The organism is Enterobacter genomosp. S, from assembly GCF_001631805.1.
Classification (GTDB): domain Bacteria; phylum Pseudomonadota; class Gammaproteobacteria; order Enterobacterales; family Enterobacteriaceae; genus Enterobacter; species Enterobacter quasihormaechei.
Genome location: NZ_LVVA01000020.1, coordinates 83,025 through 107,074, shown reverse-complemented (window position 1 = coordinate 107,074; position 24,050 = coordinate 83,025). Strand labels below are relative to the sequence as shown.

General features: G+C 55.4%; 23 protein-coding genes. 18 read left to right on the top strand and 5 right to left on the bottom strand.

The genetic code is table 11. The features are described 5' to 3' along the window. Positions 1-114 precede the first annotated feature (114 nt). Both A3466_RS15680 and A3466_RS15675 read left to right on the top strand, forming a co-directional pair. A complete protein-coding gene (locus tag A3466_RS15680; protein WP_063451334.1) occupies positions 115-903 on the top strand; it encodes a PhzF family phenazine biosynthesis protein in 789 nt (262 codons plus the stop codon). A 24-nt stretch (positions 904-927) separates the two neighbouring features. Further along, positions 928-1,740 (top strand): PhzF family phenazine biosynthesis protein, encoded by an 813-nt coding sequence (locus A3466_RS15675; protein WP_063451333.1) that lies wholly within the window; start codon positions 928-930, stop codon positions 1,738-1,740. Positions 1,741-1,760: 20 nt separating this feature from the next. Here the strand turns inward: A3466_RS15675 and ptrR are convergent, their stop codons facing one another. Continuing rightward, positions 1,761-2,639, bottom strand: a complete 879-nt coding sequence (gene ptrR / locus A3466_RS15670) for a putrescine utilization regulator PtrR (protein ID WP_063451332.1) — start codon at positions 2,637-2,639, stop codon at positions 1,761-1,763. Positions 2,640-2,738: 99 nt separating this feature from the next. Here ptrR and sad point away from each other — a divergent pair, with 99 nt between their 5' ends. The 8 genes from sad (at position 2,739) to A3466_RS15630 (ending at position 11,507) form a co-directional block, all read left to right on the top strand. After that, positions 2,739-4,121 carry a succinate-semialdehyde dehydrogenase gene (gene sad, locus A3466_RS15665; RefSeq protein ID WP_063451331.1) on the top strand — a complete coding sequence of 461 codons (1,383 nt, stop codon included), beginning with the start codon at positions 2,739-2,741 and terminating at the stop codon, positions 4,119-4,121. A gap of 127 nt (positions 4,122-4,248) precedes the next feature. Continuing rightward, positions 4,249-5,838, top strand: coding sequence for a methyl-accepting chemotaxis protein (locus A3466_RS15660; protein ID WP_063451330.1), 1,590 nt, complete (start codon positions 4,249-4,251; stop codon positions 5,836-5,838). Between the two features lie 86 nt (positions 5,839-5,924). Continuing rightward, on the top strand, positions 5,925-6,827 hold the full coding sequence (glsB, locus tag A3466_RS15655) for a glutaminase B (RefSeq protein WP_432416609.1): 903 nt from the start codon (positions 5,925-5,927) through the stop codon (positions 6,825-6,827). Then, positions 6,827-7,189 carry a DUF4186 domain-containing protein gene (locus A3466_RS15650; RefSeq protein WP_063451328.1) on the top strand — a complete coding sequence of 121 codons (363 nt, stop codon included), beginning with the start codon at positions 6,827-6,829 and terminating at the stop codon, positions 7,187-7,189. The genes glsB and A3466_RS15650 overlap by 1 nt, the downstream gene beginning before the upstream one ends. A 58-nt stretch (positions 7,190-7,247) precedes the next feature. Further along, positions 7,248-8,213: a sensor domain-containing diguanylate cyclase gene (locus A3466_RS15645; RefSeq protein ID WP_063451327.1), complete on the top strand. Its 966-nt coding sequence runs from the start codon at positions 7,248-7,250 to the stop codon at positions 8,211-8,213. 82 nt (positions 8,214-8,295) lie between these two features. Then, a complete protein-coding gene (locus A3466_RS15640; RefSeq protein ID WP_063451326.1) occupies positions 8,296-8,823 on the top strand; it encodes a GNAT family N-acetyltransferase in 528 nt (175 codons plus the stop codon). 117 nt (positions 8,824-8,940) lie between these two features. Beyond that, entirely contained in the window at positions 8,941-10,392 is a 1,452-nt protein-coding gene (locus A3466_RS15635; RefSeq protein ID WP_063451325.1) for a tagaturonate reductase, read from the top strand. A 200-nt stretch (positions 10,393-10,592) separates the two neighbouring features. Next, complete coding sequence (locus tag A3466_RS15630) at positions 10,593-11,507, top strand: bestrophin family protein (protein WP_063451324.1); 915 nt, start codon at positions 10,593-10,595, stop codon at positions 11,505-11,507. Here the strand turns inward: A3466_RS15630 and A3466_RS15625 are convergent. After that, positions 11,495-12,043, bottom strand: a complete 549-nt coding sequence (locus A3466_RS15625) for a GNAT family N-acetyltransferase (protein ID WP_063451323.1) — start codon at positions 12,041-12,043, stop codon at positions 11,495-11,497. The two genes, A3466_RS15630 and A3466_RS15625, sit on opposite strands and share 13 nt — an antisense overlap. A 646-nt stretch (positions 12,044-12,689) precedes the next feature. Between A3466_RS15625 and A3466_RS15615 the strand changes: the two genes are divergently transcribed. The 4 genes from A3466_RS15615 (at position 12,690) to A3466_RS15600 (ending at position 17,088) form a co-directional block, all read left to right on the top strand. Further along, positions 12,690-13,685 carry an alpha/beta fold hydrolase gene (locus tag A3466_RS15615; protein WP_063451321.1) on the top strand — a complete coding sequence of 332 codons (996 nt, stop codon included), beginning with the start codon at positions 12,690-12,692 and terminating at the stop codon, positions 13,683-13,685. A 44-nt stretch (positions 13,686-13,729) separates the two neighbouring features. Beyond that, on the top strand, positions 13,730-14,470 hold the full coding sequence (locus A3466_RS15610) for a response regulator (RefSeq protein WP_063451320.1): 741 nt from the start codon (positions 13,730-13,732) through the stop codon (positions 14,468-14,470). After that, positions 14,467-15,762: an ATP-binding protein gene (locus A3466_RS15605; RefSeq protein WP_063451319.1), complete on the top strand. Its 1,296-nt coding sequence runs from the start codon at positions 14,467-14,469 to the stop codon at positions 15,760-15,762. The genes A3466_RS15610 and A3466_RS15605 overlap by 4 nt, the downstream gene beginning before the upstream one ends. 135 nt (positions 15,763-15,897) lie before the next feature. Next, on the top strand, positions 15,898-17,088 hold the full coding sequence (locus A3466_RS15600) for a cytochrome c biogenesis protein/redoxin (RefSeq protein WP_063451318.1): 1,191 nt from the start codon (positions 15,898-15,900) through the stop codon (positions 17,086-17,088). Between the two features lie 6 nt (positions 17,089-17,094). Here the strand turns inward: A3466_RS15600 and tam are convergent, their stop codons facing one another. Next, complete coding sequence (gene tam / locus A3466_RS15595; protein WP_063451317.1) at positions 17,095-17,853, bottom strand: trans-aconitate 2-methyltransferase; 759 nt, start codon at positions 17,851-17,853, stop codon at positions 17,095-17,097. A gap of 84 nt (positions 17,854-17,937) precedes the next feature. Further along, positions 17,938-18,522: a GDP-mannose pyrophosphatase gene (locus A3466_RS15590; RefSeq protein ID WP_063451316.1), complete on the bottom strand. Its 585-nt coding sequence runs from the start codon at positions 18,520-18,522 to the stop codon at positions 17,938-17,940. Between the two features lie 86 nt (positions 18,523-18,608). Here A3466_RS15590 and A3466_RS15585 point away from each other — a divergent pair, with 86 nt between their 5' ends. From A3466_RS15585 to A3466_RS15570, 4 genes are all read left to right on the top strand, one after another. Next, positions 18,609-19,367: a DeoR/GlpR family DNA-binding transcription regulator gene (locus A3466_RS15585; RefSeq protein ID WP_063451315.1), complete on the top strand. Its 759-nt coding sequence runs from the start codon at positions 18,609-18,611 to the stop codon at positions 19,365-19,367. Positions 19,368-19,471: 104 nt separating this feature from the next. Further along, positions 19,472-20,764 carry a glycoside hydrolase family 28 protein gene (locus A3466_RS15580; RefSeq protein ID WP_063451314.1) on the top strand — a complete coding sequence of 431 codons (1,293 nt, stop codon included), beginning with the start codon at positions 19,472-19,474 and terminating at the stop codon, positions 20,762-20,764. Positions 20,765-20,855: 91 nt separating this feature from the next. Further along, complete coding sequence (locus tag A3466_RS15575) at positions 20,856-21,518, top strand: epoxyqueuosine reductase QueH (RefSeq protein ID WP_369750619.1); 663 nt, start codon at positions 20,856-20,858, stop codon at positions 21,516-21,518. Between the two features lie 481 nt (positions 21,519-21,999). Further along, positions 22,000-23,037 carry an aldo/keto reductase gene (locus tag A3466_RS15570; protein WP_063451312.1) on the top strand — a complete coding sequence of 346 codons (1,038 nt, stop codon included), beginning with the start codon at positions 22,000-22,002 and terminating at the stop codon, positions 23,035-23,037. Between the two features lie 51 nt (positions 23,038-23,088). Here the strand turns inward: A3466_RS15570 and A3466_RS15565 are convergent, their stop codons facing one another. Then, on the bottom strand, positions 23,089-24,033 hold the full coding sequence (locus A3466_RS15565; protein WP_063451311.1) for an SMP-30/gluconolactonase/LRE family protein: 945 nt from the start codon (positions 24,031-24,033) through the stop codon (positions 23,089-23,091). Between the last annotated feature and the right edge of the window lie 17 nt (positions 24,034-24,050).

Genomic DNA, 24,050 nt, shown 5'->3' with positions numbered 1-24,050 from the left:
AAACTCAACCGTTATGTGACGTGAGTCACAAAATATACCTTCATGCAGCGGTAGCGAGCGAGGGGGATTTCATTGAAGATAGAGAACAACACAACAAAAACGGGCGGTAACTCGATGCAGGAGATTGATTTTTATCTGGTAGATGCGTTCAGCGCGTCCTCCTTTGGCGGCAACCCGGCGGCGGTATGCCCGCTGAAAGCGTGGCTGCCGGATGAGACGTTACTGCGTATGGCGCAACAGCATAACCAGTCGGAAACTGCGTTTTTTGTCTGCACCGAAGGGGGGATTGAGCTGCGCTGGTTCACCACGCTTACCGAGGTCAATCTCTGCGGTCACGCGACCCTGGCCGCAGCGTATGTTCTGTTCAACCAACTGGACTATCCGGACTCGCGCATTCATTTTGATACCGCTTCCGGCCGCCTGACCGTCAGCCGTGAGGGTGACTGGATGACGCTGGATTTCCCCGCCTGCCCGACGCAAGCGCAGATGCCGCCACCGGAGATGCTCTCCGCGCTCGGTATCAGCCGCTATGTCGACGCCCGTAAAGGCCGTGCCTGGGTGCTGGTGCTGGAAAACCGCGAGCAGGTGGAAGCCGTTACGCCGGATTTCTCCGCCATGTCGCCGGGCGTGCATAAGGTGGCTGTGACCGCCCGGGATGAGGGGGAGTATGATTTTGTCAGCCGTTTCTTTTCGCCGGGCGTGGCCGTGCCGGAAGATCCGGTCACCGGCTCCGCACACACCATGCTGATCCCATACTGGAGTGAGAAACTCGGTAAAACAAAGATGTTTGCGCGTCAGGTTTCTGCCCGCGGCGGGGACGTCCGCTGCGAACTTAAGGGCGACCGCGTGCTGATGGGCGGGCAGGCGTCACTGTATCTCAAGGGCACAGTTTTTCTGCGCTGACTAAATGGATAAGAGGAATAAACGATGCAGGAAATTGATTTTTATCTGGTGGATGCCTTCAGCGACAGGGCATTCGGCGGAAACGCAGCGGCGGTCTGTCCGCTGGAATCCTGGCTTGCGGACGAGACGTTGCTCAACATGGCTAAACAGCATAACCAGTCGGAGACGGCGTTCTTCGTGCGCACGGACGAAGGCTTTGAGCTGCGCTGGTTTACCACGCAGGATGAAATTAACCTGTGCGGCCACGCGACCCTGGCCGCCGCGCACGTTATTTTTGAATACCTGGACTATCCGCATACGGAGATTACCTTTAGCACGCGCTTCGTGGGGGATCTGACGGTAACTCGCAGCGGCGACTGGCTGACGCTGAATTTCCCGGCCTGGTCAACCGAGGCCGTCGACAACCCGCCGCCGGCGCTGTTCAGCGCGCTGGGTATTAGCACGGCGAAAGAGGTGCGCGTCGGTCGTGACTATATGGTCGTGCTCGACAGCCAGCAGCAGGTTGAGGCCCTGACGCCGGACATCGCGGCGATGATCCCGCTGGGGAAAATGGTCTGTATCACGGCGCCGGGGGATGCGTATGATTTCGTCAGCCGCTTCTTCTGCCCGGGGGAAGGGGTACCGGAAGATCCGGTCACGGGCTCAACCCACAGCATGCTGATCCCGTACTGGAGCGAAAAGCTCGGTAAAACGCAGATGGTTGCCCGGCAGGTGTCCCAACGCGGCGGGGATTTGCGCTGCGCGCTGAAGGGCGACCGCGTATTGATTGGCGGGCAGGCCACGCTGTATATGAAGGGGAAAGTTTACCTTCGCCTTCAGGATTACGGACAACGTTAATTGCCCGTACGCTGATGCTGTTATGAAGAAGTCGCCGATGGCTGACGTTCGTTCAGCAACGCGATAAATGCCTCGAGCTGGCGCGTCATCGCTCCGCGTCGCCACACCAGCCAGGTGGTGAGCCAGCGCCAGTTCTCCGACAGCGGCCACGCCGCTACCTGGTGGTGCCCCGGCATGCTCTCCAGCATGGAGCGGGGCATCAGCGCAATGCCTGCTCCCGCGATCACGCAGGCGAGCATCCCGTGATAGGACTCCATCTCATGGATCCGTCCCGGTGTGACACGGTCAGCATGAAACCAGCTTTCCAGATGACGCCGGTACGAGCAGTTGGCGCGAAAGGCGTAAACGTCGCTGCCGCTTACCTGCGCGGCTTTTAATACTTCTGCGTGCCCCGCAGGGGTGACCAGCATCATCTCTTCCCGGTAAACCGGCATGCCTTCCAGCTCCGGGTGCGAGAGCGGCCCGTCGACAAAGGCCGCGCTGAGCGTGCCCTCAAGCACGCCGTCAATCATCGTACCGGAAGGACCGGTAGACAGCGCAAACTGAATGCGCGGATAGCGCTGGTTAAACAGCGCCAGGCTTTCCGGAATGCGCACGGCGGCGGTACTTTCCAGCGCGCCGAGGGAGAATAATCCCTGCGGTTCATCCCCGGCGACCACCATTCGGGCTTCGTCGACTAACGCCAGGATCTGCTTGCTGTAACGTAAAAAATTGTGCCCGGCGGGGGAAAGCCGCAGGCGCTGATTCTCGCGAATAAACAGCTCCACGCCCAGATCTGCCTCAAGCTGACGGATGCGGGTGGTGAGGTTTGAAGGTACCCGATGCACCTTCTGCGCCGCCTGGGTAATGCTGCCGGTCAGCGCGACGGCGTTAAACATCTCAAGCTGTGTTAAGTCCATACCATTCTCGATTCGTGAATAAGGTGGTGAGTATTATTCATTTTTAAGAAATACCAGAGTGGGCCACAATGAATCAACCGTTATTACGTGGAGAACATCATGACCTATTCATCTGCAACCCATGCTCTCTCTGTCAACCCGGCGACCGGCGAAACGCTGTCCGCCTGGCCGTGGGCAACGTCTCAGGACGTGGAGCGAGCCATTGCGCTGGCCGATGCCGGTTTTCGCCAGTGGCGACGCGAAGGCATAGTGCACCGGGCACAAAAACTTCGCGATTTGGGGACGGCGCTGCGCAGCCGTGCGGAAGAGATGGCGCAGACTATCTCCCGCGAAATGGGCAAGCCCATTGTCCAGGCGCGTGCGGAAGTCGCGAAATCAGCCAGCCTTTGCGACTGGTACGCCGAACACGGCCCGGCGATGCTGCGCGCTGAATCCACACAGGTCGAAAATGCGGTCATTGAATATCGTCCGCTGGGGCCGATTCTGGCGGTGATGCCATGGAACTTCCCGCTCTGGCAAGTGCTGCGTGGCGCGGTGCCGATCCTGCTGGCGGGGAATAGCTATCTGCTTAAGCATGCGCCAAACGTGCTCGGCTCGGCGGACCTGATTGGACAAGCGTTCGCGGATGCCGGCTTCCCGGAGGGTGTCTTTGGTTGGGTAAACGCGACGAATGACGGCGTCAGCCAGGCGATTAACGATCGTCGTATTGCGGCGGTGACGGTGACCGGCAGCGTTCGGGCTGGCGCGGCGATTGGCGCGCAGGCAGGTGCGGCGCTGAAGAAATGCGTGCTGGAGCTGGGTGGCTCCGATCCGTTTATTGTCCTGAACGATGCCGATCTGGATCTGGCCGTCAGCGCGGCGGTGGCTGGGCGTTATCAGAATACCGGACAGGTTTGCGCGGCGGCGAAACGCTTTATCGTGGAAGCGGGCGTGGCGGAAGCCTTTACCCAACGCTTTGTAGACGCGGTTGCGGCGCTGAAGATGGGCGCACCGGATGAAGAAGAGAACTACATTGGCCCGATGGCGAGATTTGACCTTCGCGATGAACTGCATCAGCAGGTGCAGGCTACGCTGGCGGAAGGGGCGACCCTGCTGCTGGGCGGAGAGAAGATGTCCGGGACCGGTAACTATTACGCGCCGACCGTACTCGGCGGCGTCACCCCGGAGATGACGGCCTTCCGTCAGGAGCTGTTTGGTCCGGTAGCGGCAATTACCGTTGCGAACGATGCGGCGCATGCCTTGCAGCTGGCTAACGACAGCGACTTTGGCTTATCTGCGACGGTCTTTACCGCGGACGACGCGCGGGCTGAAACCTTCTGTCGCGAACTGGAGTGCGGCGGCGTGTTTATCAACGGCTACAGCGCCAGCGATGCGCGCGTCGCCTTTGGCGGCGTGAAGAAGAGCGGCTTCGGGCGAGAGCTTTCTCATTTCGGTCTGCACGAGTTCTGTAACGTTCAGACGGTCTGGAAGGATCGCGTGTAATGGTGTTGCCGGGTAGGGCAAGGCCGCTACCCGGCAGTTCACGTTTCCTGTCATTATTCTGCAATGGTTCTGTCATTTTCGTTTCGTAGACTCGCTCGCGTCTAACGTATTGTTACAGAAGAAAATTATGAACCTAACGCAAATTTTTCGCCGTCTTGCGCAGCGCATTATTCCCCGTCAGTTTGGCCTGCTGACCGGCATCTTTTGTATTATTGGCCTTTTCTCCGCTCTGCAACTCTCTTCCTCCTTCCTGCTGACCGCCTCCCTCAATGAAGCCCAGCGTAACGAACAACGCAATCAACTGGCCTGGCAGCAGCAGAGTAAGCTGGATCAGGCACGCGTTTCCCTGCTGGCCGCCAGCGATCTGCTCAACCGCGCCGGCGTTTACTTTATGCAGGATAAAGAGTCCGGCTCTGAAGGGAGCTGGCATAGCCTGATGGACGAGGCGCAAAAATCCATGGCGGCGTCTCAGCAGGCATGGCAAGCCTGGCTCGCACTTAATCCGCCGAAAGACGAAGGACTGGTTAACAGCTATCAGCTTTTCTTCGGCGCCATCAGAGAGCAGGCGGAAGGGTTGGTGAAATCCAACAGTATCGATCTCTTTTTTGCCGTACCTGCCCAAGCGTTTCAGACCGATTTTAATGACAACTTTGCGCGCTATCAGCAACGGAGCGAGAAGCAGACAATACAGGGGCGTCAGTCGTTGATGGAACAACTCTCAGGCCTGCAACGGCTGTTCCTGTTTGCGCCGCTGGTGCTGCTCGCCATTGCCATTGCCGTCTGGTTCGGAATGGCGAAATGGGTGATATCTCCGCTACGCCGTCTGATCGCCCATATCAACCAGCTTGCGGCAGGGGACCTGTCGGGCACGCCGCCTGATGTTATGCGCTTTAACCGGGAAATCAGCCAGCTCAGCAACAGTATTACCGCCATGCAGCGCGGGCTACAGCAACTGGTCACTCAGGTTAGCGAGGCCACCACCTCCATGGTTGAGAATATCGGGTCACTTGCCCAGGGAAATCAGAAGCTTTATCAGCAGTCTACGCGTCAGGCAAAAGAGCTGGATGAGGTAACGGCACATATTGCCGACCTCGAAAATCACGTTGAGGGAAACACAGGTTATGCAAAGCTCGCCCGCTCGCGCGCCGATGAGGCCCGACAGGCTGCCGCCGGCGGGGAGCAAATGATGTCTGCGGTGAATGGCTCAATGCAGACGATCGTCGACCGATCCTCAGAAATGCGCGGGATCGTCTCGATGATCGACAGCGTGGCGTTTCAGACAAACATTCTGGCCCTTAACGCCGCTATTGAAGCCGCCCATGCGGGGGAACAGGGGCGCGGGTTTGCGGTGGTCGCCCGGGAAGTGGGGCTACTTGCCCGAAAAAGCAGTCACTCCACGCAAACCATCCAGGCGCTGATCAACCACTCGCTTCAGGGCATTGAGGAAGGTTCTCAGGTGGTCAACCGTCTGGAGGATAATCTGCAACAGGTCACCGGACTGGTGGCTAATCTGAGCAGCCTGCTGAACGATATTTCGCTGGCTACCCTGAATCAGGGGGAAAGTATCCATCAGATGACCCGTCAGCTTCAGGCGCTGAATCAGGTATCGCGCCAGACGGACGTGCTGGTCAGCGAAGCGTCGAGAGCTTCTGAACGCCTGCATCAGGAGTCCGATCTTTTAATTAAAGCAGTCTCGCGTTTTCGTCTCCCTGCCTGACGTGACGTATCAGCCTCTGTTATACTCGCAGCCCGTTTTAGCCTGAGGGCAAGGAGCAAAGTGTGGCTGCGGTCATTCATAATGAGATGCTGGACGAGATTCTGGCGCAGGTTCGTCCGTTACTGGGGCAGGGTAAGGTTGCCGATTACATTCCCGCGCTGGCTTCAGTCAGCGGGAATAAGCTCGGCATCGCCATTTGTACTATTGACGGTCAGCGCTTTCAGGCGGGAGACGCGCTGGAGCGCTTTTCCATTCAGTCGATCTCAAAAGTGCTTAGCCTGGTTGCTGCCATGCGCCAGTATGACGAGCAGGAGATCTGGCAGCGGGTGGGCAAAGATCCGTCCGGTCAGCCGTTCAACTCCCTTCTTCAGCTCGAAATAGAGCAGGGTAAGCCGCGTAACCCGTTTATTAATGCCGGAGCGCTGGTGGTGTGCGATATGCTGCAAAGCCGGCTGAGCGCGCCGCGGCAAAGAATGCTGGAAATTGTACGTCAGCTTTCCGGCGTACAGGACATTGCCTACGATCCGGTGGTGGCGCGGTCCGAATTTGAACACTCCGCCCGTAACGCCGCCATTGCCTGGCTGATGAAGTCCTTCGGCAATTTTCATAATGACGTCGCTACGGTGCTGCAAAACTATTTCCATTACTGCGCGCTGAAGATGAACTGTGTCGAACTGGCGCAGACTTTCCTTTTTCTGGCGCATCAGGGCCATGCCCCGCATCTGGCCGAGGACGTCGTCTCTCCGATGCAGGCCCGGCAAATTAACGCCTTAATGGCAACCAGCGGCATGTATCAGAACGCCGGGGAGTTTGCCTGGCGCGTGGGGCTACCGGCCAAATCCGGCGTTGGCGGTGGGGTTGTGGCAATTGTCCCCCACGAGATGGCGATTGCCGTCTGGAGCCCGGAACTGGACGAGACCGGCAATTCACTGGCGGGCGTGGCGGCGCTGGAACAGCTGACCAAACGTCTGGGACGGTCCGTCTACTGATGTCCACGCTCGATCCTTTATTTGCGCGCCTGGCTCGCTCCACGTTCCGTTCGCGTTTTCGTTTAGGTACCAAAGAGCGGCAATACTGCTGGGATAAGGGCGTGGAGACTATCGATCGGCATGCGGCCGATTTTGTATCCGCGCGGCTGGCACCTGCACACCCTGTGAATGACGGTAAGCAGACGCCGATGCGCGGCCATCCCGTCTTTATCGCCCAGCATGCCACGGCAACCTGCTGTCGGGGCTGTCTGGCTAAGTGGCACGCTATCCCGCAGGGCGTGCCGCTCAATGCGCAGCAACAACAGTATATCGTTAACGTGATCCATCATTGGCTGGTCATTGAGGTAAATCGTGCCTCCTGAACTGACAATGTCTCTGTTTAAGCTACGCTTTTACTAATGCTCAGCGTCAGGAGACGTTATGAAAGCACCTTTAGTTCCTGTTAATGAAGCGGAGCGCTTGATTGCTCTGAGCGAGTCCGGTCTGCTCGAGATCGACAATAATCCCGCGTTTAATCGTCTCACGCGGCTGGCAACCCGCTTTTTCAGGGTGCCGCTGGCGATGATAACGCTGGTGGATGACAACGCGGTCATCGTGAAGTCTGCCGAGGGCAAAGTGCCCGTCAGCCAGCCTCGCGATCTCTCGTTCTGTGGCCATACGATTCTGGGTGATGCGCCTCTAGTGGTGAGTGACACGCTGCTGGACGAACGCTTTGCGGATAATCCGCAGGTGGTGGTAGAGGGCGGCATACGCTTTTATGCCGGTTTTCCGCTGCGTTTACGCAACGGGGCGTGCGTAGGCTCGCTGTGCATTATTGATTACGTACCGCGCGAGTTTACGGCGGCGGATTCCGCCGTGCTGGCCGATCTCAGCGCGCTGGCAGAAGATGAATTTGCAGCAGTCAGCGCGGCCACGACCGATGAGCTTACGGGGTTGTTCAACCGTCGCGGGTTTAATCAGTTTGCGCATTTTGCCCTGTCGGTTGCGCGGCGTCGGGCAGAACCGTTAACGCTTGGCTGGCTGGATCTGGACCATTTCAAAACCATTAACGATCGCTTCGGCCATCAGGAGGGGGACAAAGCCCTGAAAGCGATGGCTAACCTGATGCGTTCCTCCTTCCGCGAGGCCGATCTGCTGGTACGTTTCGGCGGAGATGAGTTCGCGGTGCTGTTTGCGGACACCGATGAGCCAGGCGCCTGGATCGCCATGCAGTATCTCGTCGAACAAACGGAAAAGTACAACGCGCGCCAGCTGCATCCCTGGTCGTTACAGTTCTCCTGGGGGCTGAGCGAGTTCGATCATCACCGGAACGATATGCAGGCGTGGTTAAAACAGGCGGATACACAGATGTATGCCATGAAGCAGCAACATCATCGCGAAAAATGACATAACGAAATCCTATGTCATCGCTTGTTGCGTTACAAAAATGTTAATAGCAAAGTGGAGAGATTCAATCTAAGGACGCGCTATGAACTCTCCCATGCTGATTAAACCTCTTTCCCGGCAGGACATTCTTACCCACCTCGATGACCTGATCGATATTCTCGTCAACTGCGTTAACGGCGGTGCCTCCGTCAGTTTTATGCTGCCTTTTTCTTCTGAAAAGGCGCGTACGTTCTGGCTCGGCGTTGCGGACAGCGCCGTGCGCGGCGAACGAACCCTCCTGGGCTGTTTCGATGAAGAGCAGGGCCTGATAGGAACGGTACAGCTCATCACCGATCAGCCTGAAAACCAGCCGCACCGCGCAGATGTCGCAAAACTTCTGGTTCACGAGAAGGCGCGCCGTAAAGGGGTAGCCATGGCGCTGATGGAAGCGCTGGAGGCGGTTGCGCGTGAAAAAGCGCTGACGGTGCTGGTGCTTGATACCTCGACCGGCAGCGGCGCGGAGACGTTTTACCAGCGTGCAGGGTGGCAAAAGGTGGGGGAGATCCCACTCTACGCGTTGATGCCGAACGGCGATATGGCGGCGACCTCGGTGTTCTATAAATTTTTGTGATTATTTCCCGCCATTGCGTCATGAGTTGATCCAGACAGGGGTTCTGGTTGTGAAGTTTTGATAAGTTATTACACCAATCTTATCAGGCTGTATGACTAATCATAAAGGACCTCCATTGTGAACACACTCAACCGTCGTGATTTCCCCGGTGCGCGCTACCCTGAACGTATCATCCAGTTCGGCGAAGGTAACTTCCTGCGCGCGTTCGTTGACTGGCAAATCGATCTTTTGAACGAGCACACCGATCTCAACTCAGGTGTGGTGATTGTTCGGCCGATCCAGAGCGATTTTCCTCCGTCGCTGAGTACTCAGGATGGTCTTTATACCACGATTATTCGGGGTCTGAACGAGCAGGGGGAAGCGGTAAGCGATGCGCGTCTTATTCGCTCTGTGAACCGTGAAATCAGCGTCTACAGCCAGTACGATGAATTTCTGGCGCTTGCCCATAACCCGGACATGCGGTTTGTCTTCTCCAACACCACGGAAGCGGGCATCAGCTATCACGCGGGCGATAAGTTTGACGATGCGCCTGCTGCCAGCTATCCGGCCAAGCTGACGCGTCTGCTGTTCGAACGCTTTACCCACTTCAACGGGGCTGCGGATAAAGGCTGGATCCTCATTCCTTGCGAACTCATTGACTACAACGGCGAAGCCCTGCGTGAACTGGTGCTGCGTTATGCGCAGGAGTGGGCGCTGCCGGCGGCGTTCATTGCCTGGCTGAACGACGCGAACACATTCTGCTCGACGCTGGTTGACCGCATTGTTACCGGCTACCCGCGTGATGAGGTGGCGGAGCTGGAAGCCGGGCTGGGCTATCACGACGGTTTCCTGGACACCGCTGAACATTTCTATCTGTTTGTTATTCAGGGGCCAAAAACGCTTGCAGCCGAACTGCGCCTGGATAAATACCCGCTCAACGTCCTGATTGTTGACGATATCAAACCGTATAAAGAGCGTAAGGTAGCGATCCTCAACGGCGCGCACACGGCGCTGGTGCCGGTTGCTTATCAGGCCGGACTGGATACGGTAGGGGAAGCCATGAACGACGCGGAGATTTGCGCGTTCGTTGAAAAAGCTATCTATGAGGAGATTATTCCGGTACTGGATCTGCCGCGCGACGAGCTGCAATCCTTCGCCCGTGCCGTAACGGGGCGCTTCCGTAATCCGTACATAAAGCACCAGCTGCTGTCGATTGCCTTAAACGGGATGACGAAATACCGCACCCGCATTCTGCCGCAGCTGCTGGCAGGGCAGAAGACGACCGGCAAACTGCCCGCACGACTCACATTTGCCCTTGCGGCGCTGATTGCCTTCTACCGTGCCGAACGCAACGGTGAGCGTTATCCGGTGCAGGACGATGCGCACTGGCTGGAGCGTTATCAGCAGCTGTGGACGCAGCATCACGACAAGCAGATTACTACGCACGATCTGGTGTCGTCGGTGTTAAGCGTGAGCGAGCACTGGGAGCAGGACCTGACACAGGTGAATGGACTGGTAGAACAGGTTGCGCAGGATCTGGATGCGATTTTAAGCAAAGGGATGCGTGATGCGGTGAAACCGCTCTGCTAATCAGACTGCCCGGCGTTTGCCGGGTTTTTTATCAAGCCTCTTTAGTTACAACATACTATAGCTTCTTTTTTTTAAATCACATGCAGCACCGTGCGATTTAGGCTAATCAGGTGAGAAAATGCAATGAGTTGTTAACATGCTTGCAACCGTGACGGGGATCACGTTTAATAGCCGCGCTCTTTACTTTTCTGAAGCTGATTATGATTGTTCGTCCTCAACAGCACTGGCTGCAACTGATTTTTGTCTGGCATGGTTCGGTACTACCCAAAATTTATACCCGACTGCTGCTTAACTTCCTGCTTTCCATCGCCGTGATTGTCATGCTGCCGTGGTATACCTCGCTGGGCATCCGGTTTACCGTCGCGCCGTTCAGCATTCTGGGCGTGGCTATCGCTATCTTCCTTGGTTTTCGGAACAACGCCTGCTATTCGCGCTACGTTGAGGCTCGTCTGCTTTGGGGGCAGTTGATGATAGCGGCGCGCTCGCTGTTTCGCGAGGTAAAAAACACCTTACCGGATGATAAACATCTCGGAGAGTTTGTCCGCCTGCAAATCGCTTTTGCTAACTGTCTGCGCATGACTCTGCGCAAAGAAATCAATGCCGAGCGGCTTTCTCGCTATCTGTCTCCGGACGATTTACGTAAGGTGATGGACGCCAACTCCCCGGCGAACCGTATCCTGCTGATAATGGGGGAGTGGCTGGCCGTACGTCGGCGTAGCGGGCACCTCTCAGACATCCTGTTTCACAGCCTGAACAACCGCCTGAACGATATGTCCATCGTGCTGGCCGGCTGCGAGCGTATCGCCAATACGCCCGTCCCGTTTGCCTATACGCTGATCCTGCACCGAACGGTGTATCTGTTCTGCATCATGCTGCCGTTTGCGCTGGTTGTTGATCTGCATTACATGACGCCGTTCGTCTCCGCGCTGATTTCGTACACCTTTATCTCGCTGGATACCCTGGCGGAAGAGCTGGAAGATCCGTTTGGGACTGAAGATAACGACCTGCCGCTGGATGCCATCTGCAACATGATGGAGCGCGATCTATTGCAGATGAACGATGAAGAGAACATCCCTGAAAGGCTGATGCCGGATAAGCATTATCAGCTGACCTGACGGGCATTCCACTCGTCGCGGGTGATTTCCCACAGTTCCGAGTCCAGCACGCCGCTGACGTAGGCTTTTTTTTCTGTTCTGATGAGCCGCATGCCGCTACTGTCTGAAATACGTCGGGAGCGGCTATTGGCAGCCGCTTTCGGCGCACGTAGCACCGGTTTGTTAAGCGTATTGAACCAATAATCCGTGGCCGCAATACTCGCCTCCCGCATATATCCCTGTCCCTGAAATTCCGGCGAGAGCCAGAAGCCCCGGTTGTTGTCTTCCACGTCGTACAGGCAAATTAATCCCATCAGTTCATCAGGCGCTTCGCGACGGCGAATCGTCCAGAACCACGCTTTACCTTTGGCCATATCGGGCAGCGCAACGTTGTTGACATAGCTTTCAGCACCGTCGTCCGGATAGGGCCAGGGAACGGAAGCCACCATATAGCGAACAATTTCCCAGCGTGGATAACGCTGCTGGATCTGAACGGCATCGGCGGCAACGAGGGGTTTAAGCAATAGGCGTGCTGTCGTCAGCGTGGGTATCGTCATCCGGTGATCTCCATATTTGAGCGTTATGCTTTTGTTTGGGTTCTGGTATTTTTATCTTAATGACATTCTGAACGGATGTAGTGCATTTTTTTGATTCTAAGGTAGTAGTGCAAACGCTTCATTGATGTTTAATGATGATTCTAAGTGGTCATGTTTCCATAAAGTTAAACTTAACGAGCATACGGGTCTAATATGAAGCAATTCTTTAATTTCCTCATTTACCTTCTTTTTTTCATTATCGCCTTTACCCTTTTGAAATACGCTGATGTTCTTGAGTTTGCCGAAGCATCACGATCGGGGGTTGTATCAAGGTTTCTTATTGCGTTGATTGTATTAATAGCGGTAACCCGATGGGGCGTTAACTTGGTGAACCGATTGAAAAATAGATGAAATACATTGTTCGATATCCAAACTTACCCCTATCTGGAAGATCTGTTAGCTGATGCTGCCGAACGTGACGCAGGGGCAGGTAAAGCCTCGACGATTACGTCCGTTACCGAATCACCTTTTAACCCGATTTGTATCACACTGTATCTGCGCCTGAGAGACATACACGGGTATGCAATAAAACCTCATCCGCACACATCCCCTATACAAACCCATGGTGTTATATCTCCGTCAACTGAACTCACCCGGAGATAACATCATGCTTAACAAACTCGCCTATTCAGCAGTCGCATTGACCGTTTCGCTTGGCACCGTAATGTCCTGTCAGGCAGAAGCGATGGGTAAGGATTACTCGTCGGCTTTTAACCAGGTAAAACAAATTAACGCCGGCGATCTGAACGTCGGTTATGTCGATATCGGGCCGAAAGACGGGCAACCGGTGATCCTGCTGCATGGCTGGCCGTACGATATTCACAGTTACGCGGAAGTTGCCCCCGCGCTGGCCGCCAAGGGGTATCGTGTCATTGTGCCGTCACTGCGCGGTTACGGCACCACGCGATTTATTTCTGATAAAACACCGCGTAACGGCCAGCCTTCGGCAATGGCGAAAGACATCGTCAACCTGATGGATGCCCTGGATATCAAACAGGCGGTGTTTGCCGGTTATGACTGGGGTGCACGTACGGCGGATATCGTTGCGGCGCTTTGGCCGGAGCGCGTGAAATCTCTGGTCTCGGTGAGCGGCTACCTGATTAGCAGCCAGGCGATTGGTCAACAACCTTTACCGCCGAAAGCGGAGGTACAGTGGTGGTATCAGTTCTACTTCGCCACGCCGCGCGGTGCTGAAGGCTATGCTAAAAATACGCACGATTTTGCCCGCCTGATCTGGTCCCAGGCTTCGCCTGACTGGACATTCAGCGATGCCACCTTCAATACCAGCGCCAAATCCCTCGATAATCCGGACCACGTTGCCGTCACGCTCAGTAATTACCGCTGGCGTCTGGGGCTGGAGAAGGGTGAGCAGAAATATGACGCCTATGAACAAAAGCTCGCCGCGTTGCCGAATATTACGGTGCCGACCATCACCATTGAGGGCGGTAACAACGGAGCTCCACATCCGGCACCTGCGGCCTATGCCGGAAAATTTACCGGGAAATATGAGCACCGCACTTTTGGCGCGACGGTTGGCCACAACCCGCCGCAGGAAGATCCGCAGGACTTTGTTAAAGCGGTTGTCGACGCGGATAAGCTCTGACATGTGCTATTTTCAATCCGTTACCTCTTAATCAGGAGCCTGCGGTGGAGCATATTGATCGCATCCTTGTCGTCGATGACGACAGGGATATTCGTGAACTGATTGTCGATTACCTCGTGAAATCCGGTTATCACGCCTCTGGCGCGGCGAACGGGAAAGAGATGCGCGTGATGCTCGACAAACAGCATATCGACCTGGTGGTGCTGGACGTGATGATGCCCGGCGATGACGGTCTGACGCTGTGCCGACAGCTGCGCAGCAGCAAGCATAAGGATCTGCCGATCCTGATGCTTACCGCGCGCAACGAGGACACGGACCGGATCCTGGGGCTGGAGATGGGCGCAGACGATTACGTGGTAAAACCGTTTGTGGCCCGCGAACTGTTGGCGCGCATCAAAGCCATCCTGCGTCGGTTTCGCACCATGCCGCCTAATCTTCAGGTGACCGAGGCAGGGCGCCTGGTGGTGTTCGGCGAATGGCAGCTGGATACCGTGGCGCGTCATCTGATCGATAATGAGGGGATGATCGTGGCGCTAAGCGGCGCAGAATACCGGCTCCTGCGCGTGTTCCTCGATCATCCTCAGCGGGTGTTAACCCGCGATCAGCTGCTGAACCTGACACAGGGACGCGATGCCGAGCTGTTTGAGCGTTCGATTGATCTTCTGGTGAGCCGCGTGCGGCAGCGCCTGAATGAGGATGCCCGCACGCCGGCCTACATAAAAACCGTACGCAGTGAAGGCTACGTGTTTACCATGCCGGTGACCATCGTTGAGGCCAATGAATGACGCTGTGGCCCAAAACATTACTGGCCCGGCTGCTGATCATTGTGCTGCTTGGGCTATTGCTGGCTAACGCACTCAGCCTGACGCTGGTTATGGTTGAGCGAATGCACAGCGCGCGCACGGTTATGCTGGGCAACCTTGAAAATGACGTTGCCACCAGCGTGGCCATTCTCGACCGACTTCCCGCCGAAGAGCGGCCGAAGTGGCTGGAACGGCTCAGCAGGGGGAATTATCGTTACATCCTTGGCCCCGGTGAGGCCGGCGCCGCGCCAGCGGATAAACGCTCGCGGGACGCGGTTCATACCCTTAAAGTGGCGCTTTCTGCCCAATATCCGCTCCAGTTCACGGCGGTTCCGGGGCCGATCTCCCATATTCAGGCCCATCTGACGCTCCGCGATGGGGCACCGCTCACCATCGATCTGATCCCGCGTATGCCACCCGTCGCCAGCTGGTTACCCGTGGTGCTGGTTCTTCAGCTGTTACTTGTCGCGCTTTGTTCCTGGATTGCCGTGCGCCAGGTTGTCCATCCGTTCCTGCAATTCACGCGTGCGGTTGACTCGCTCGATCCTGCGGCCCATTCACCCATGACTGAAAAAGGACCGATTGAGGTGCGTCAGGCGGCGCATGCGTTTAATGAGATGCAGTCGAGGATACAGACTTACCTGCGTGAACGCGCGCAAATTCTGGCATCCATTTCTCACGATCTCCAGACACCCATCACACGCATGAAGCTGCGGGTCGAAATGGCGGATCGGCCCGAGCTGCGCGATAAGTTGATGAGTGACCTCGATAATATGTCGCGCCTGGTACGGGAGGGTATTGCCTATGCCCGTTCATCAGAATCCCTTGAAGAGACCATGCTGAAGCTGGAACTGAATGCGTGGGTTAACAGCATCGCCAGTGATTATCAAGACATCGGTAAAAACGTGCAGTTTCATGCACCCGCTACGCGTCTGCCTATCGTTACCCGCCCGCAGGCCTTGCGTCGGGTGATGACCAATCTGCTGGATAATGCGCTGAAGTTTGGTGATAGCGCGGTAATAGACATTGATGCGGATGAAAATCAGGTGGCGATCCGCATTCTGGATGACGGCCCCGGCATTCCTGAGGCTGAACTGGAGGCCGTGTTACAGCCGTTTTATCGGGTTGAAACGTCGCGCAACCGCGATACGGGCGGCACCGGATTAGGCCTCGCGATTGCCGCGCAGCTCACCGCCCAGCTTAACGGGAAACTGCATCTTGCAAACCGTAACGAGGGCGGGCTGGCCGTCAGCGTGACCCTTCCGCGCGGTTAATTGTACTCCTGTGTATCTGCATGCCGCGCCGATACACGGGCAGACGAAATGCAGCTTTTAGCACACAGCCTGAACACATTCTTACGGTGAAATGACCTCACTGCACCTTCGCAGCAACGGTATTGTGAGGTCCTTATGTTTCTGATAATTGCTTTTTTGGGCGGCATGATTAGCCTGCTCAGCCCGTGTACGCTTCCCGTCATTCCTCTGCTGTTCGCCGGTTTCCAGGGGCAGCGCAAACACATTCTGGCGCTACTCGGGGGAATGATTGTGATGTTTACGTCGGTGGCGATGGTGGTCACGGTTGCCAGCGAGTGGATCGCCGACGCTACCGTGATCGCCCGCTGGATTGCGCTTCTGGTGCTGGGCATCGCCGCACTGGCCCTCATTTTTCCACCGTTCGCACAACGGATTGCCAGCCCGGCGGTCAGCGTCGGGAACGTGCTAAACACCCGAAGCGCACAGACGCGCGGCATGCTGTCGGCATTTCTGGCAGGGCTGTCCGTAGGACTCCTGTGGTCTCCCTGTGCCGGACCGATTCTCGGGGCAATATTCAGCATCAATATTGCGGGTCACTCGGCCATTGCAACCGGCGCGCTGTTAGCCGCTTACGGCGGAGGATGCGCGCTAATGCTGGGGCTGCTTGTCATCGGGGGGCGTAAGCTGATTACCCCTCTGAGGGCAAAATCCGCGTTGATGACGCGTCTGCGTCAGGGCGCAGGGGTAATGATGTTAGCCGCCGTGGCCTTTAACGCCTCCGGAATGACTTCGTCGCTAAAAGGAGCTAACGGCATTGCCGACCGTCTGGAAAACGCCCTGTTGAACCTTGCGCAACCAGCCTCCACGCAGGTGAAACTACAACCGGTGGCTGACGCGGTGCCGAGCAGCCAGCTGCCGTCGCTGGACGGCGGTACGGGCTGGATAAACGGTGACCCTGTCACGTCTGCATCCCTGCGGGGGAAAGTGGTGCTTATTGATTTCTGGACGTGGGACTGCATTAACTGCCAGCATACGCTCCCGCACGTACGTGACTGGGCGAAGAAATACCAGTCTGAAGGCCTGGTGGTGATTGGCGTCCACACCCCGGAATATCCATGGGAAAAGCCGTTATCATCGGTGAAAAACGCGGTCAACAAATGGCAGCTGCCGTACCGCGTAGTGACGGATAATAACTATAAAATCTGGAGCGCGTTCGGAAATCAGTACTGGCCGGCGCATTACTTTTTCGATGCGAATGGGCAACTGCGTTACACCTCGTTCGGCGAAGGTCACTACGACAAGCAGGAGGCCGTTATACAACAGCTGCTCAAGGAGGCGCGTTCCTGATTCGGCTCAGGGTGCCCGCTGAGCAACCATAAACAGGCGTGGAAAGGCCAGCAGTATCTGCCCGTTCTCCTGGAGCGGATACTGCTCTACCAGCCGTTCATGATAGCGTTTCAGAAAGTTTTTCTGCTCGTTCTCGTTGAGATCCTGCAACCACGGCCTTAACCCCGTTGCGCTGACCCAGTCAATGATCGCCTGATGAGAACTCATCTGATGGAAGTAGGTGGTGCGCCAGATATCCACGTCGCATCCCGCTTCGGTCAAAATATCGTAGTAGGCATGGATGCCCGGCAACGGCTCGCGGCCACGATCGGGGTAGCCCTGTTCCGCTGCGACTTCACGCATCAGGGCGTGCGTCGGCTCAAGCCAGTTGTCGGGCATTTGCACCGCCAGCACGCCGTTTAGCTGAAGCAGTGAAACCAGATGTGGCAGAAGGTGATAATGGTCCGGGATCCATTGCAGGGAGGCGTTGGCGTAGATCAGGCTAAGAGGCTGTTCAGGTTTGTAGTGACGAATATCCGCTTCAATAAACTGACAGTCTGGCAGAGCCAGTCGGGCTTCATCCAGCATGGCAGGGGAGTTATCCACGCCCGCGATCTGCGCTGTAGGCCAACGCTGTTTCAGCAGTGCCGTGCTGTTACCCGGCCCGCAGCCCAGATCCACGGCAGACGTTACGTCTGCAAGAGGTATTCTGGCGAGTAACTCAGCGGCGGGACGCGTGCGCTCTGCGCTGTACTGAAGATAAAGAGAGGGATCCCAGTCGGCCATTTTCGCATCTCCATGTTGAGGTGTTCAGCAAGAATAGCACAGGCAGAAACCTGCGCCGTGGCAGGTTTCTGGATGACCGTGAGATTATAAAATGCCTTTCAGGGCTACGTGATAAAGCAGCATGATGGTTTTACCGTCGACAATCTGGCCGTTCTCAATGCCCCGTAGCGCGTCATCCAGCGTCATTTCCAGCACGTCGATATCTTCCCCCTCGGCCTTAACGCCGCCGCCCGCGCTGGCCCGATCCTGCGGATGATATTCCGCCAGATAGAAATAGAGCTTTTCGGTAACGGAGCCCGGGCTCATGTAGGCCTCAAAAATTTTCTCAACGCGCGTCACCTTGAACCCGGTTTCTTCTTCCGCTTCGGCCTTAATCCGGCTTTCAGGATCCAGGTTATCAAGCAACCCCGCTGCTGCCTCAATGAGATCCTCTTCGTGACCATTGATAAACACCGGGAAACGGAACTGGCGCGTCAGAATGACCGTTTTGCTGTCGCGTTTATAGAGCAGGATCGTCGCGCCATTCCCGCGGTCATATACTTCGCGCTCTTGCCGCTGCCAGTCGCCATCGCTGCGCTGGAGGTCAAAAGTGTATTTTTTCAGGTTATACCAGTTATCGGACAACGTTTCGCTGTTGATGATGCGTATATCTGCACGTTTTGATTGCACGTTTAGCTCTCCTCTCGTAGAGTAAACATCATAAGCAGCACTATCGTGCAAAAACAAGATGTATCGTGCAATATCAGGAATAAAAAATGCTCACCAGTCAGCGTAAACAGTTAATCCTTGAAAAGCTGGAGGCGGAAGGCCAGGTTCAGTCTACTGCGCTTAGCCACTTATTTTCGGTGTCAGAGGACACTATTCGCCGGGATTTGCGCGAACTGGCGGCAGAAGGGCGTTTGCAGCGTGTCCACGGCGGCGCGCTTCCGGCATCTTCAGCGATTGCGCCTTTTGCCGAGCGCCAGTCCGTTAAAATGGATGCCAAGAAACGCGTGGCCCGTCGGGGCGCGCAGCTCATTTCGTCGGGGCAGGTGGTGATTGTCGATGGCGGGACGACCACCTCAGAACTGATCACGTTCTTACCGCCAGATTTACGGATTACCGTGGTGACGCACAGCCCGGGTATCGCATTGGGGCTGGTCGACCATCCGAGCATAGAAGTGATCCTGATTGGCGGCCGTTTGTATAAACATTCCATCGTCACGGTCGGCGCGGCCGCTATTGAAGGCATCAACAGTATTCATGCAGATCTGTTCTTCATGGGCGTCACCGGCGTTCATCCCGAGGCCGGGCTGACTACAGGAGATTATGAGGAAGCGTGCATCAAACGTGCATTTTCCGGCAGAGCGGCAGAAACGGTAGTACTGGCCTCGCCGGAAAAGATCAATACGGCCTCGGCGTTTGTGATTGGCGATTTGTCGCTGGTGAATACGTTGGTCGTTGAAGATACAACGGATGAACGCTGGGTCAACGCCATGAAAGAAAAGGGCATTGCGGTGATCGCAAGCCAGTAAATATCCGCTTTTTTGCCAGCCTGGCTGCGGGGCTGTCAAACAGACAAAGGTTATACGTTACGCTGATTCTTAGACTAACGCTTTCATTCGTTTAAGGACAACCCATGAAAGCGATCTCCATTCTGGCCTTCGGCGCGGATCCAACCGCGCAACGCCTGTCAACTTCCGCCATTCAGCAGGCCATCAATACCGCGCAACGGAACGACGTCGTCGTTATCCCGCAAGGCCATTTTCTGACCGGAGCGCTGTTCCTGAAAAGTGGAGTATCGCTTCGTCTGGACGCCGGCGCTCGGCTTATGGGAAGCCAGAATTTAGCAGATTATCCGCTGATTGATACCCGGGTAGCCGGCATAGAAATGCGCTGGCCAGCAGGCATCATTAATATCATCAACTGTGAAAACGTCAGCATTATCGGTACGGGCACGATAGACGGGCAGGGTGCAGTCTGGTGGCAACGCTTCTGGGGCGAGGACGAGCACAGCGGAATGGTCGGTGACTACAGCGCCAGAGGGTTGCGCTGGGTGGTTGATTACGACTCTCAGCGCCCGCGTAATGTTCTGGTTTATGAAAGCCAGACCATTTTGCTGCGTGACTTCACCAGTCGGGAGTCAGGATTCTGGAACATGCACCTCTGTTATTCGCGCCATATCGCGGTTGAGGGCGTGCAGATTAGCAATTCTGCGGGGCCGAGCACCGACGGAATTGACATCGACTCCTGTGAACAGGTGCGGGTTGAAGGCTGCATCGTTTCCTGCAATGACGACAATATCTGCATCAAATCAGGACGGGGTCGCGAAGCGGCGCAAAAAGCACGTCCGGCGCGGGATATAGTGATTCGCGGCTGTACGCTGAATAAGGGGTCCGGGATCACCCTTGGGAGCGAAACCTCAGGCGGCATTGAACGCGTCCTGATCGAAGATAATGCGTTTAACGGTACGGGCGTTGGATTTCGCATTAAGTCTGCCCGCAACCGAGGCGGGTTCATTCGGGATATTACCGTACAGAATTTGCGACTTACGGACGTACGCTTTCCTGTTCTGATCCAGCTGAACTGGTTTCCGCAGTACAGCTATGGCGACCAGGGCAATTTATCGGAAAAACCAGAACACTGGCGCAAGCTGGCTGAGGGCGTCGAGGGAGAAGCCGGGCTTACTACGGTCAACTGCCTGACGATTAAAAACATCGTGGCACGGCGATCCGCCAATACCATTTTTTCACGCGCATTTTTCATCGAAGGGTATCCGGAGCGTCCGTTATCCGGGCTCGTGCTGGAAGGTATTACGATTGATGCCACCGAGTTCGGTAAGATTTCGGGCGTTGACGGGCTGCACTTTAACGATGTCCATGTCACGGCAAGGGAGGCCACGCGGGACAGCAATGATGTTTATGAGCGTTGAGAGCACAAAACTCATCGCATTTTTTAAAGCAATCTTTTCGATGCTACACTGTCCGCCACCATAAATTTCCTGAATCAAATAACTGATGGCTATGACTAATTTTGAACGTCCGAAACTACAGCTACCAAACGGCGCAGATAAACTGTTGTTGCACTCGTGTTGCGCCCCTTGTTCCGGTGAGGTCATGGAGGCCATTCAGGCGTCGGGCATTGATTACACCATTTTCTTTTACAATCCGAATATTCATCCGCAGAAAGAATATCTCATCCGCAAGGAGGAGAATATTCGTTTCGCTGAGAAACATGGCGTGCCATTTGTCGATGCAGATTACGATACCGATAACTGGTTTGAGCGCGCCAAAGGTATGGAATGGGAGCCTGAGCGCGGCGTTCGGTGCACCATGTGCTTTGATATGCGCTTTGAGCGCACAGCGCTGTATGCCGCTGAAAATGGGTTCAGCGTGATCAGCAGCTCGCTCGGAATTTCCCGCTGGAAAAATATGCAGCAGATTAACGACTGCGGACAGCGCGCCGCCGCGCATTATCCGGGAATGGTGTACTGGGATTACAACTGGCGTAAGCAGGGAGGATCGTCGCGCATGATTGAGATCAGCAAGCGCGAACAGTTTTATCAGCAGGAGTACTGTGGCTGCGTTTATTCACTGCGTGATACTAACATGCACCGTAAATCGCAAGGCAGGCCGCTGATTAAACTCGGTAAACTTTACTATGGTAAGGAAGATGAAGGTCAATAGTACGAGAGACGCCTGGAACCGCACCAGATTTTGGGCCGTGGTGTAACTTTCGCGGATTGGGGATTGGCCTGAGACGGACGCTAGAATTTAGCTTCTTTAACCTTAGTGCGCATAATGTATATTATGTTAAATATGATGGGTTTGTTCTTAGATTCATGAGTTCCTCTCTTTCAGGAACTTACCGATGAATCAGTCAGTTGCCAAAGTTTAGTTGTGGACTTACGATGACTTCATAACGCAAAAATTACGGGGCATCCGCTAAGTTCATGGCATATTCCATCTTACATTTATCGAGGAACAACCAGAGAACTCATCTCATAGTTGATGATGTGACTACCCTACCGGTCATGTTCGCCACAATATTACGCCCATCTGTGAAAAAAACTCACAACACCATTCGATGACGCATGCTGGTTTCCTTCATGCCAGTACAATACCCTGTCACATACAGAATTGCTGGCAATAAAGGAAGGAACACAGAATGAAGTATGTGAATCTGGGACGTAGCGGTTTAAAAGTCTCCCGTCTTTGTCTCGGTTGTATGAGCTATGGTGAACCAGAACGTCTGCCTCAACCCTGGTCCCTGGATGAAAAGGCGTCACGTCCGCTCATTCGTCAGGCTCTTGAAGCTGGCATTAATTTTTTTGATACCGCGAATATCTACTCGGGCGGAAGTTCTGAAGAGATCGCTGGAAAAGCACTGAGAGAAATGGCCAGACGCGATGAGATCGTTGTGGCGACAAAGACCTTCTTTCCGTGGCGCAACTCACCCAATACCGGGTTTCTTTCCCGCAAAGCCATTTTTCAGTCTATTGACGATAGCCTGATGCGCTTAGGTATGGATTATGTGGATCTCTTTCAGATTCACCGCTTTGACCACTCCACGCCTGTTGAAGAGACCATGGAGGCTCTGCATGACCTCGTTAAATCAGGAAAAGTACGTTACATCGGCGCATCATCTATGAAAGCCTGGCGCTTTGCAAAAATGCAGCATACGGCAGAGCGTAACGGCTGGACCCGATTTATTACGATGCAACCGCAATACAATCTGCTTTACCGGGAAGAAGAGCGCGAGATGTTGCCCCTGTGTGAAGACCAGGGCGTTGGTGTGATCCCCTGGAGTCCGATGGCACGCGGCAGGCTCACGCGCGACTGGAGTATCACTTCCCGACGAACGCAAAACGATGCCTTTGCGTTAAAAATGTATGAGAACGCAGCCCTTCTGGATAAGCCCGTTATTGATGTTGTTGCAAGCATTGCTGAAAAGCACCATGTGCCAAGAGCCCATGTTGCAATTGCCTGGTTGCTATCAAAAACGGTCATCACAGCACCGATCATCGGCGCGACGAAACCAGAACATCTTTCCACGGCTATCAGCGCACTGGACTTTTCACTTAGCGATGACGAAATCATGGAACTCGAGGCACACTATCTGCCGCACCCCGTTGACGGGATCATTCCCCCGCTTCCGGATACGCCACCGTCACTCACGCCGCCTTCAGCAATACAGGACTGTTAATGCCCTACCCTGGCCCGGCGTTGCCGGGTCCCCCAGGACACTCATGCCCGGTCACTGATGTGAAAAGGGAAGCGGTGCCGGCGCGAATGCGCCCGATCGAAAAATCATCGCTCCACCAGGTTCGTTCCCGCTGTTGGTGACAATGAACAACTCGTGATGTCCGGGTTGAATCGCCAGGCTTGTCGATTTAAGGTTACGACCTTTGTCGCGGTCAGGCAGCACAATTTGCCCAATCGGCAGTCCGTTGCGGTTGAAGACCATGACGCGCCCCTGGCCTGAGATGGCCACATATACATTGCCTTCGCTGTCGACACGGGCCCCATCTGGAGCCGGCCCGGTGAACTGATAGGTAACAACCGAACCAAAGGGGGCAATCGTGGTGGCGTCTGACAATCTTACGCGATGAAGCCTGTTTTTAGCGTGTTCTGTGGCCCATATCTGAGAGCCGGCGGAGTCAATCGCTATGCCGTTCCCGACCGCGAGTCCAGGCAGGATGGTATGAATTGACCCGACGTTGGGACTAACGTAGAACACCCCACCCTGTGGATCGGCTGAATTTCCCCGGCTGTCAGTAAAATAAAATCCGCCCTGATTATCAAAGACCAGGTCGTTGACAAGAAATCCAGCATCAGGAGTAACAACCATCTGCTCACGGGTGCCGTCGGGTTCGATAGCCCGGACTGAACCTCGCTGCATATCGCCCACCGACGCAATAAAGATCCGTCCATCCTTGTGTACCGCCAGGCCGGAAGCACCGAATGTATTCCCCTTAAGTACAATGGAAAGCTGCCGCTCCGGGGTGAGCTTAAACACGCGTCCCGTCACCACATCAACAAACAGCAGGTTATTGTTCCGATCGAACACAGCCCCTTCAAGCACAAGCGCCCCCTCTGAAACGCTGAAGTACGGCTGGGCCTCCACGGTCTGAAGAGAACGCTCGCAGGGCGGTATGGGGACGGCACTGTGGGTAAGCGCGTTATGATTTAGTCCATTCATGTGGTTTATCCCCGGCA

What these genes read in the sequence shown, in the direction of transcription:
- A3466_RS15680 (WP_063451334.1), top strand. Translation starts at nt 115, where the DNA reads ATGCAGGAGATTGATTTTTATCTGGTAGATGCGTTCAGCGCGTCCTCC.
- A3466_RS15675 (WP_063451333.1), top strand. Translation starts at nt 928, where the DNA reads ATGCAGGAAATTGATTTTTATCTGGTGGATGCCTTCAGCGACAGGGCA.
- ptrR (WP_063451332.1), bottom strand. Translation starts at nt 2,639, where the DNA reads ATGGACTTAACACAGCTTGAGATGTTTAACGCCGTCGCGCTGACCGGC.
- sad (WP_063451331.1), top strand. Translation starts at nt 2,739, where the DNA reads ATGACCTATTCATCTGCAACCCATGCTCTCTCTGTCAACCCGGCGACC.
- A3466_RS15660 (WP_063451330.1), top strand. Translation starts at nt 4,249, where the DNA reads ATGAACCTAACGCAAATTTTTCGCCGTCTTGCGCAGCGCATTATTCCC.
- glsB (WP_432416609.1), top strand. Translation starts at nt 5,925, where the DNA reads ATGCTGGACGAGATTCTGGCGCAGGTTCGTCCGTTACTGGGGCAGGGT.
- A3466_RS15650 (WP_063451328.1), top strand. Translation starts at nt 6,827, where the DNA reads ATGTCCACGCTCGATCCTTTATTTGCGCGCCTGGCTCGCTCCACGTTC.
- A3466_RS15645 (WP_063451327.1), top strand. Translation starts at nt 7,248, where the DNA reads ATGAAAGCACCTTTAGTTCCTGTTAATGAAGCGGAGCGCTTGATTGCT.
- A3466_RS15640 (WP_063451326.1), top strand. Translation starts at nt 8,296, where the DNA reads ATGAACTCTCCCATGCTGATTAAACCTCTTTCCCGGCAGGACATTCTT.
- A3466_RS15630 (WP_063451324.1), top strand. Translation starts at nt 10,593, where the DNA reads ATGATTGTTCGTCCTCAACAGCACTGGCTGCAACTGATTTTTGTCTGG.
- A3466_RS15625 (WP_063451323.1), bottom strand. Translation starts at nt 12,043, where the DNA reads ATGACGATACCCACGCTGACGACAGCACGCCTATTGCTTAAACCCCTC.
- A3466_RS15615 (WP_063451321.1), top strand. Translation starts at nt 12,690, where the DNA reads ATGCTTAACAAACTCGCCTATTCAGCAGTCGCATTGACCGTTTCGCTT.
- A3466_RS15605 (WP_063451319.1), top strand. Translation starts at nt 14,467, where the DNA reads ATGACGCTGTGGCCCAAAACATTACTGGCCCGGCTGCTGATCATTGTG.
- A3466_RS15600 (WP_063451318.1), top strand. Translation starts at nt 15,898, where the DNA reads ATGTTTCTGATAATTGCTTTTTTGGGCGGCATGATTAGCCTGCTCAGC.
- tam (WP_063451317.1), bottom strand. Translation starts at nt 17,853, where the DNA reads ATGGCCGACTGGGATCCCTCTCTTTATCTTCAGTACAGCGCAGAGCGC.
- A3466_RS15585 (WP_063451315.1), top strand. Translation starts at nt 18,609, where the DNA reads ATGCTCACCAGTCAGCGTAAACAGTTAATCCTTGAAAAGCTGGAGGCG.
- A3466_RS15580 (WP_063451314.1), top strand. Translation starts at nt 19,472, where the DNA reads ATGAAAGCGATCTCCATTCTGGCCTTCGGCGCGGATCCAACCGCGCAA.
- A3466_RS15575 (WP_369750619.1), top strand. Translation starts at nt 20,856, where the DNA reads ATGACTAATTTTGAACGTCCGAAACTACAGCTACCAAACGGCGCAGAT.
- A3466_RS15570 (WP_063451312.1), top strand. Translation starts at nt 22,000, where the DNA reads ATGAAGTATGTGAATCTGGGACGTAGCGGTTTAAAAGTCTCCCGTCTT.
- A3466_RS15565 (WP_063451311.1), bottom strand. Translation starts at nt 24,033, where the DNA reads ATGAATGGACTAAATCATAACGCGCTTACCCACAGTGCCGTCCCCATA.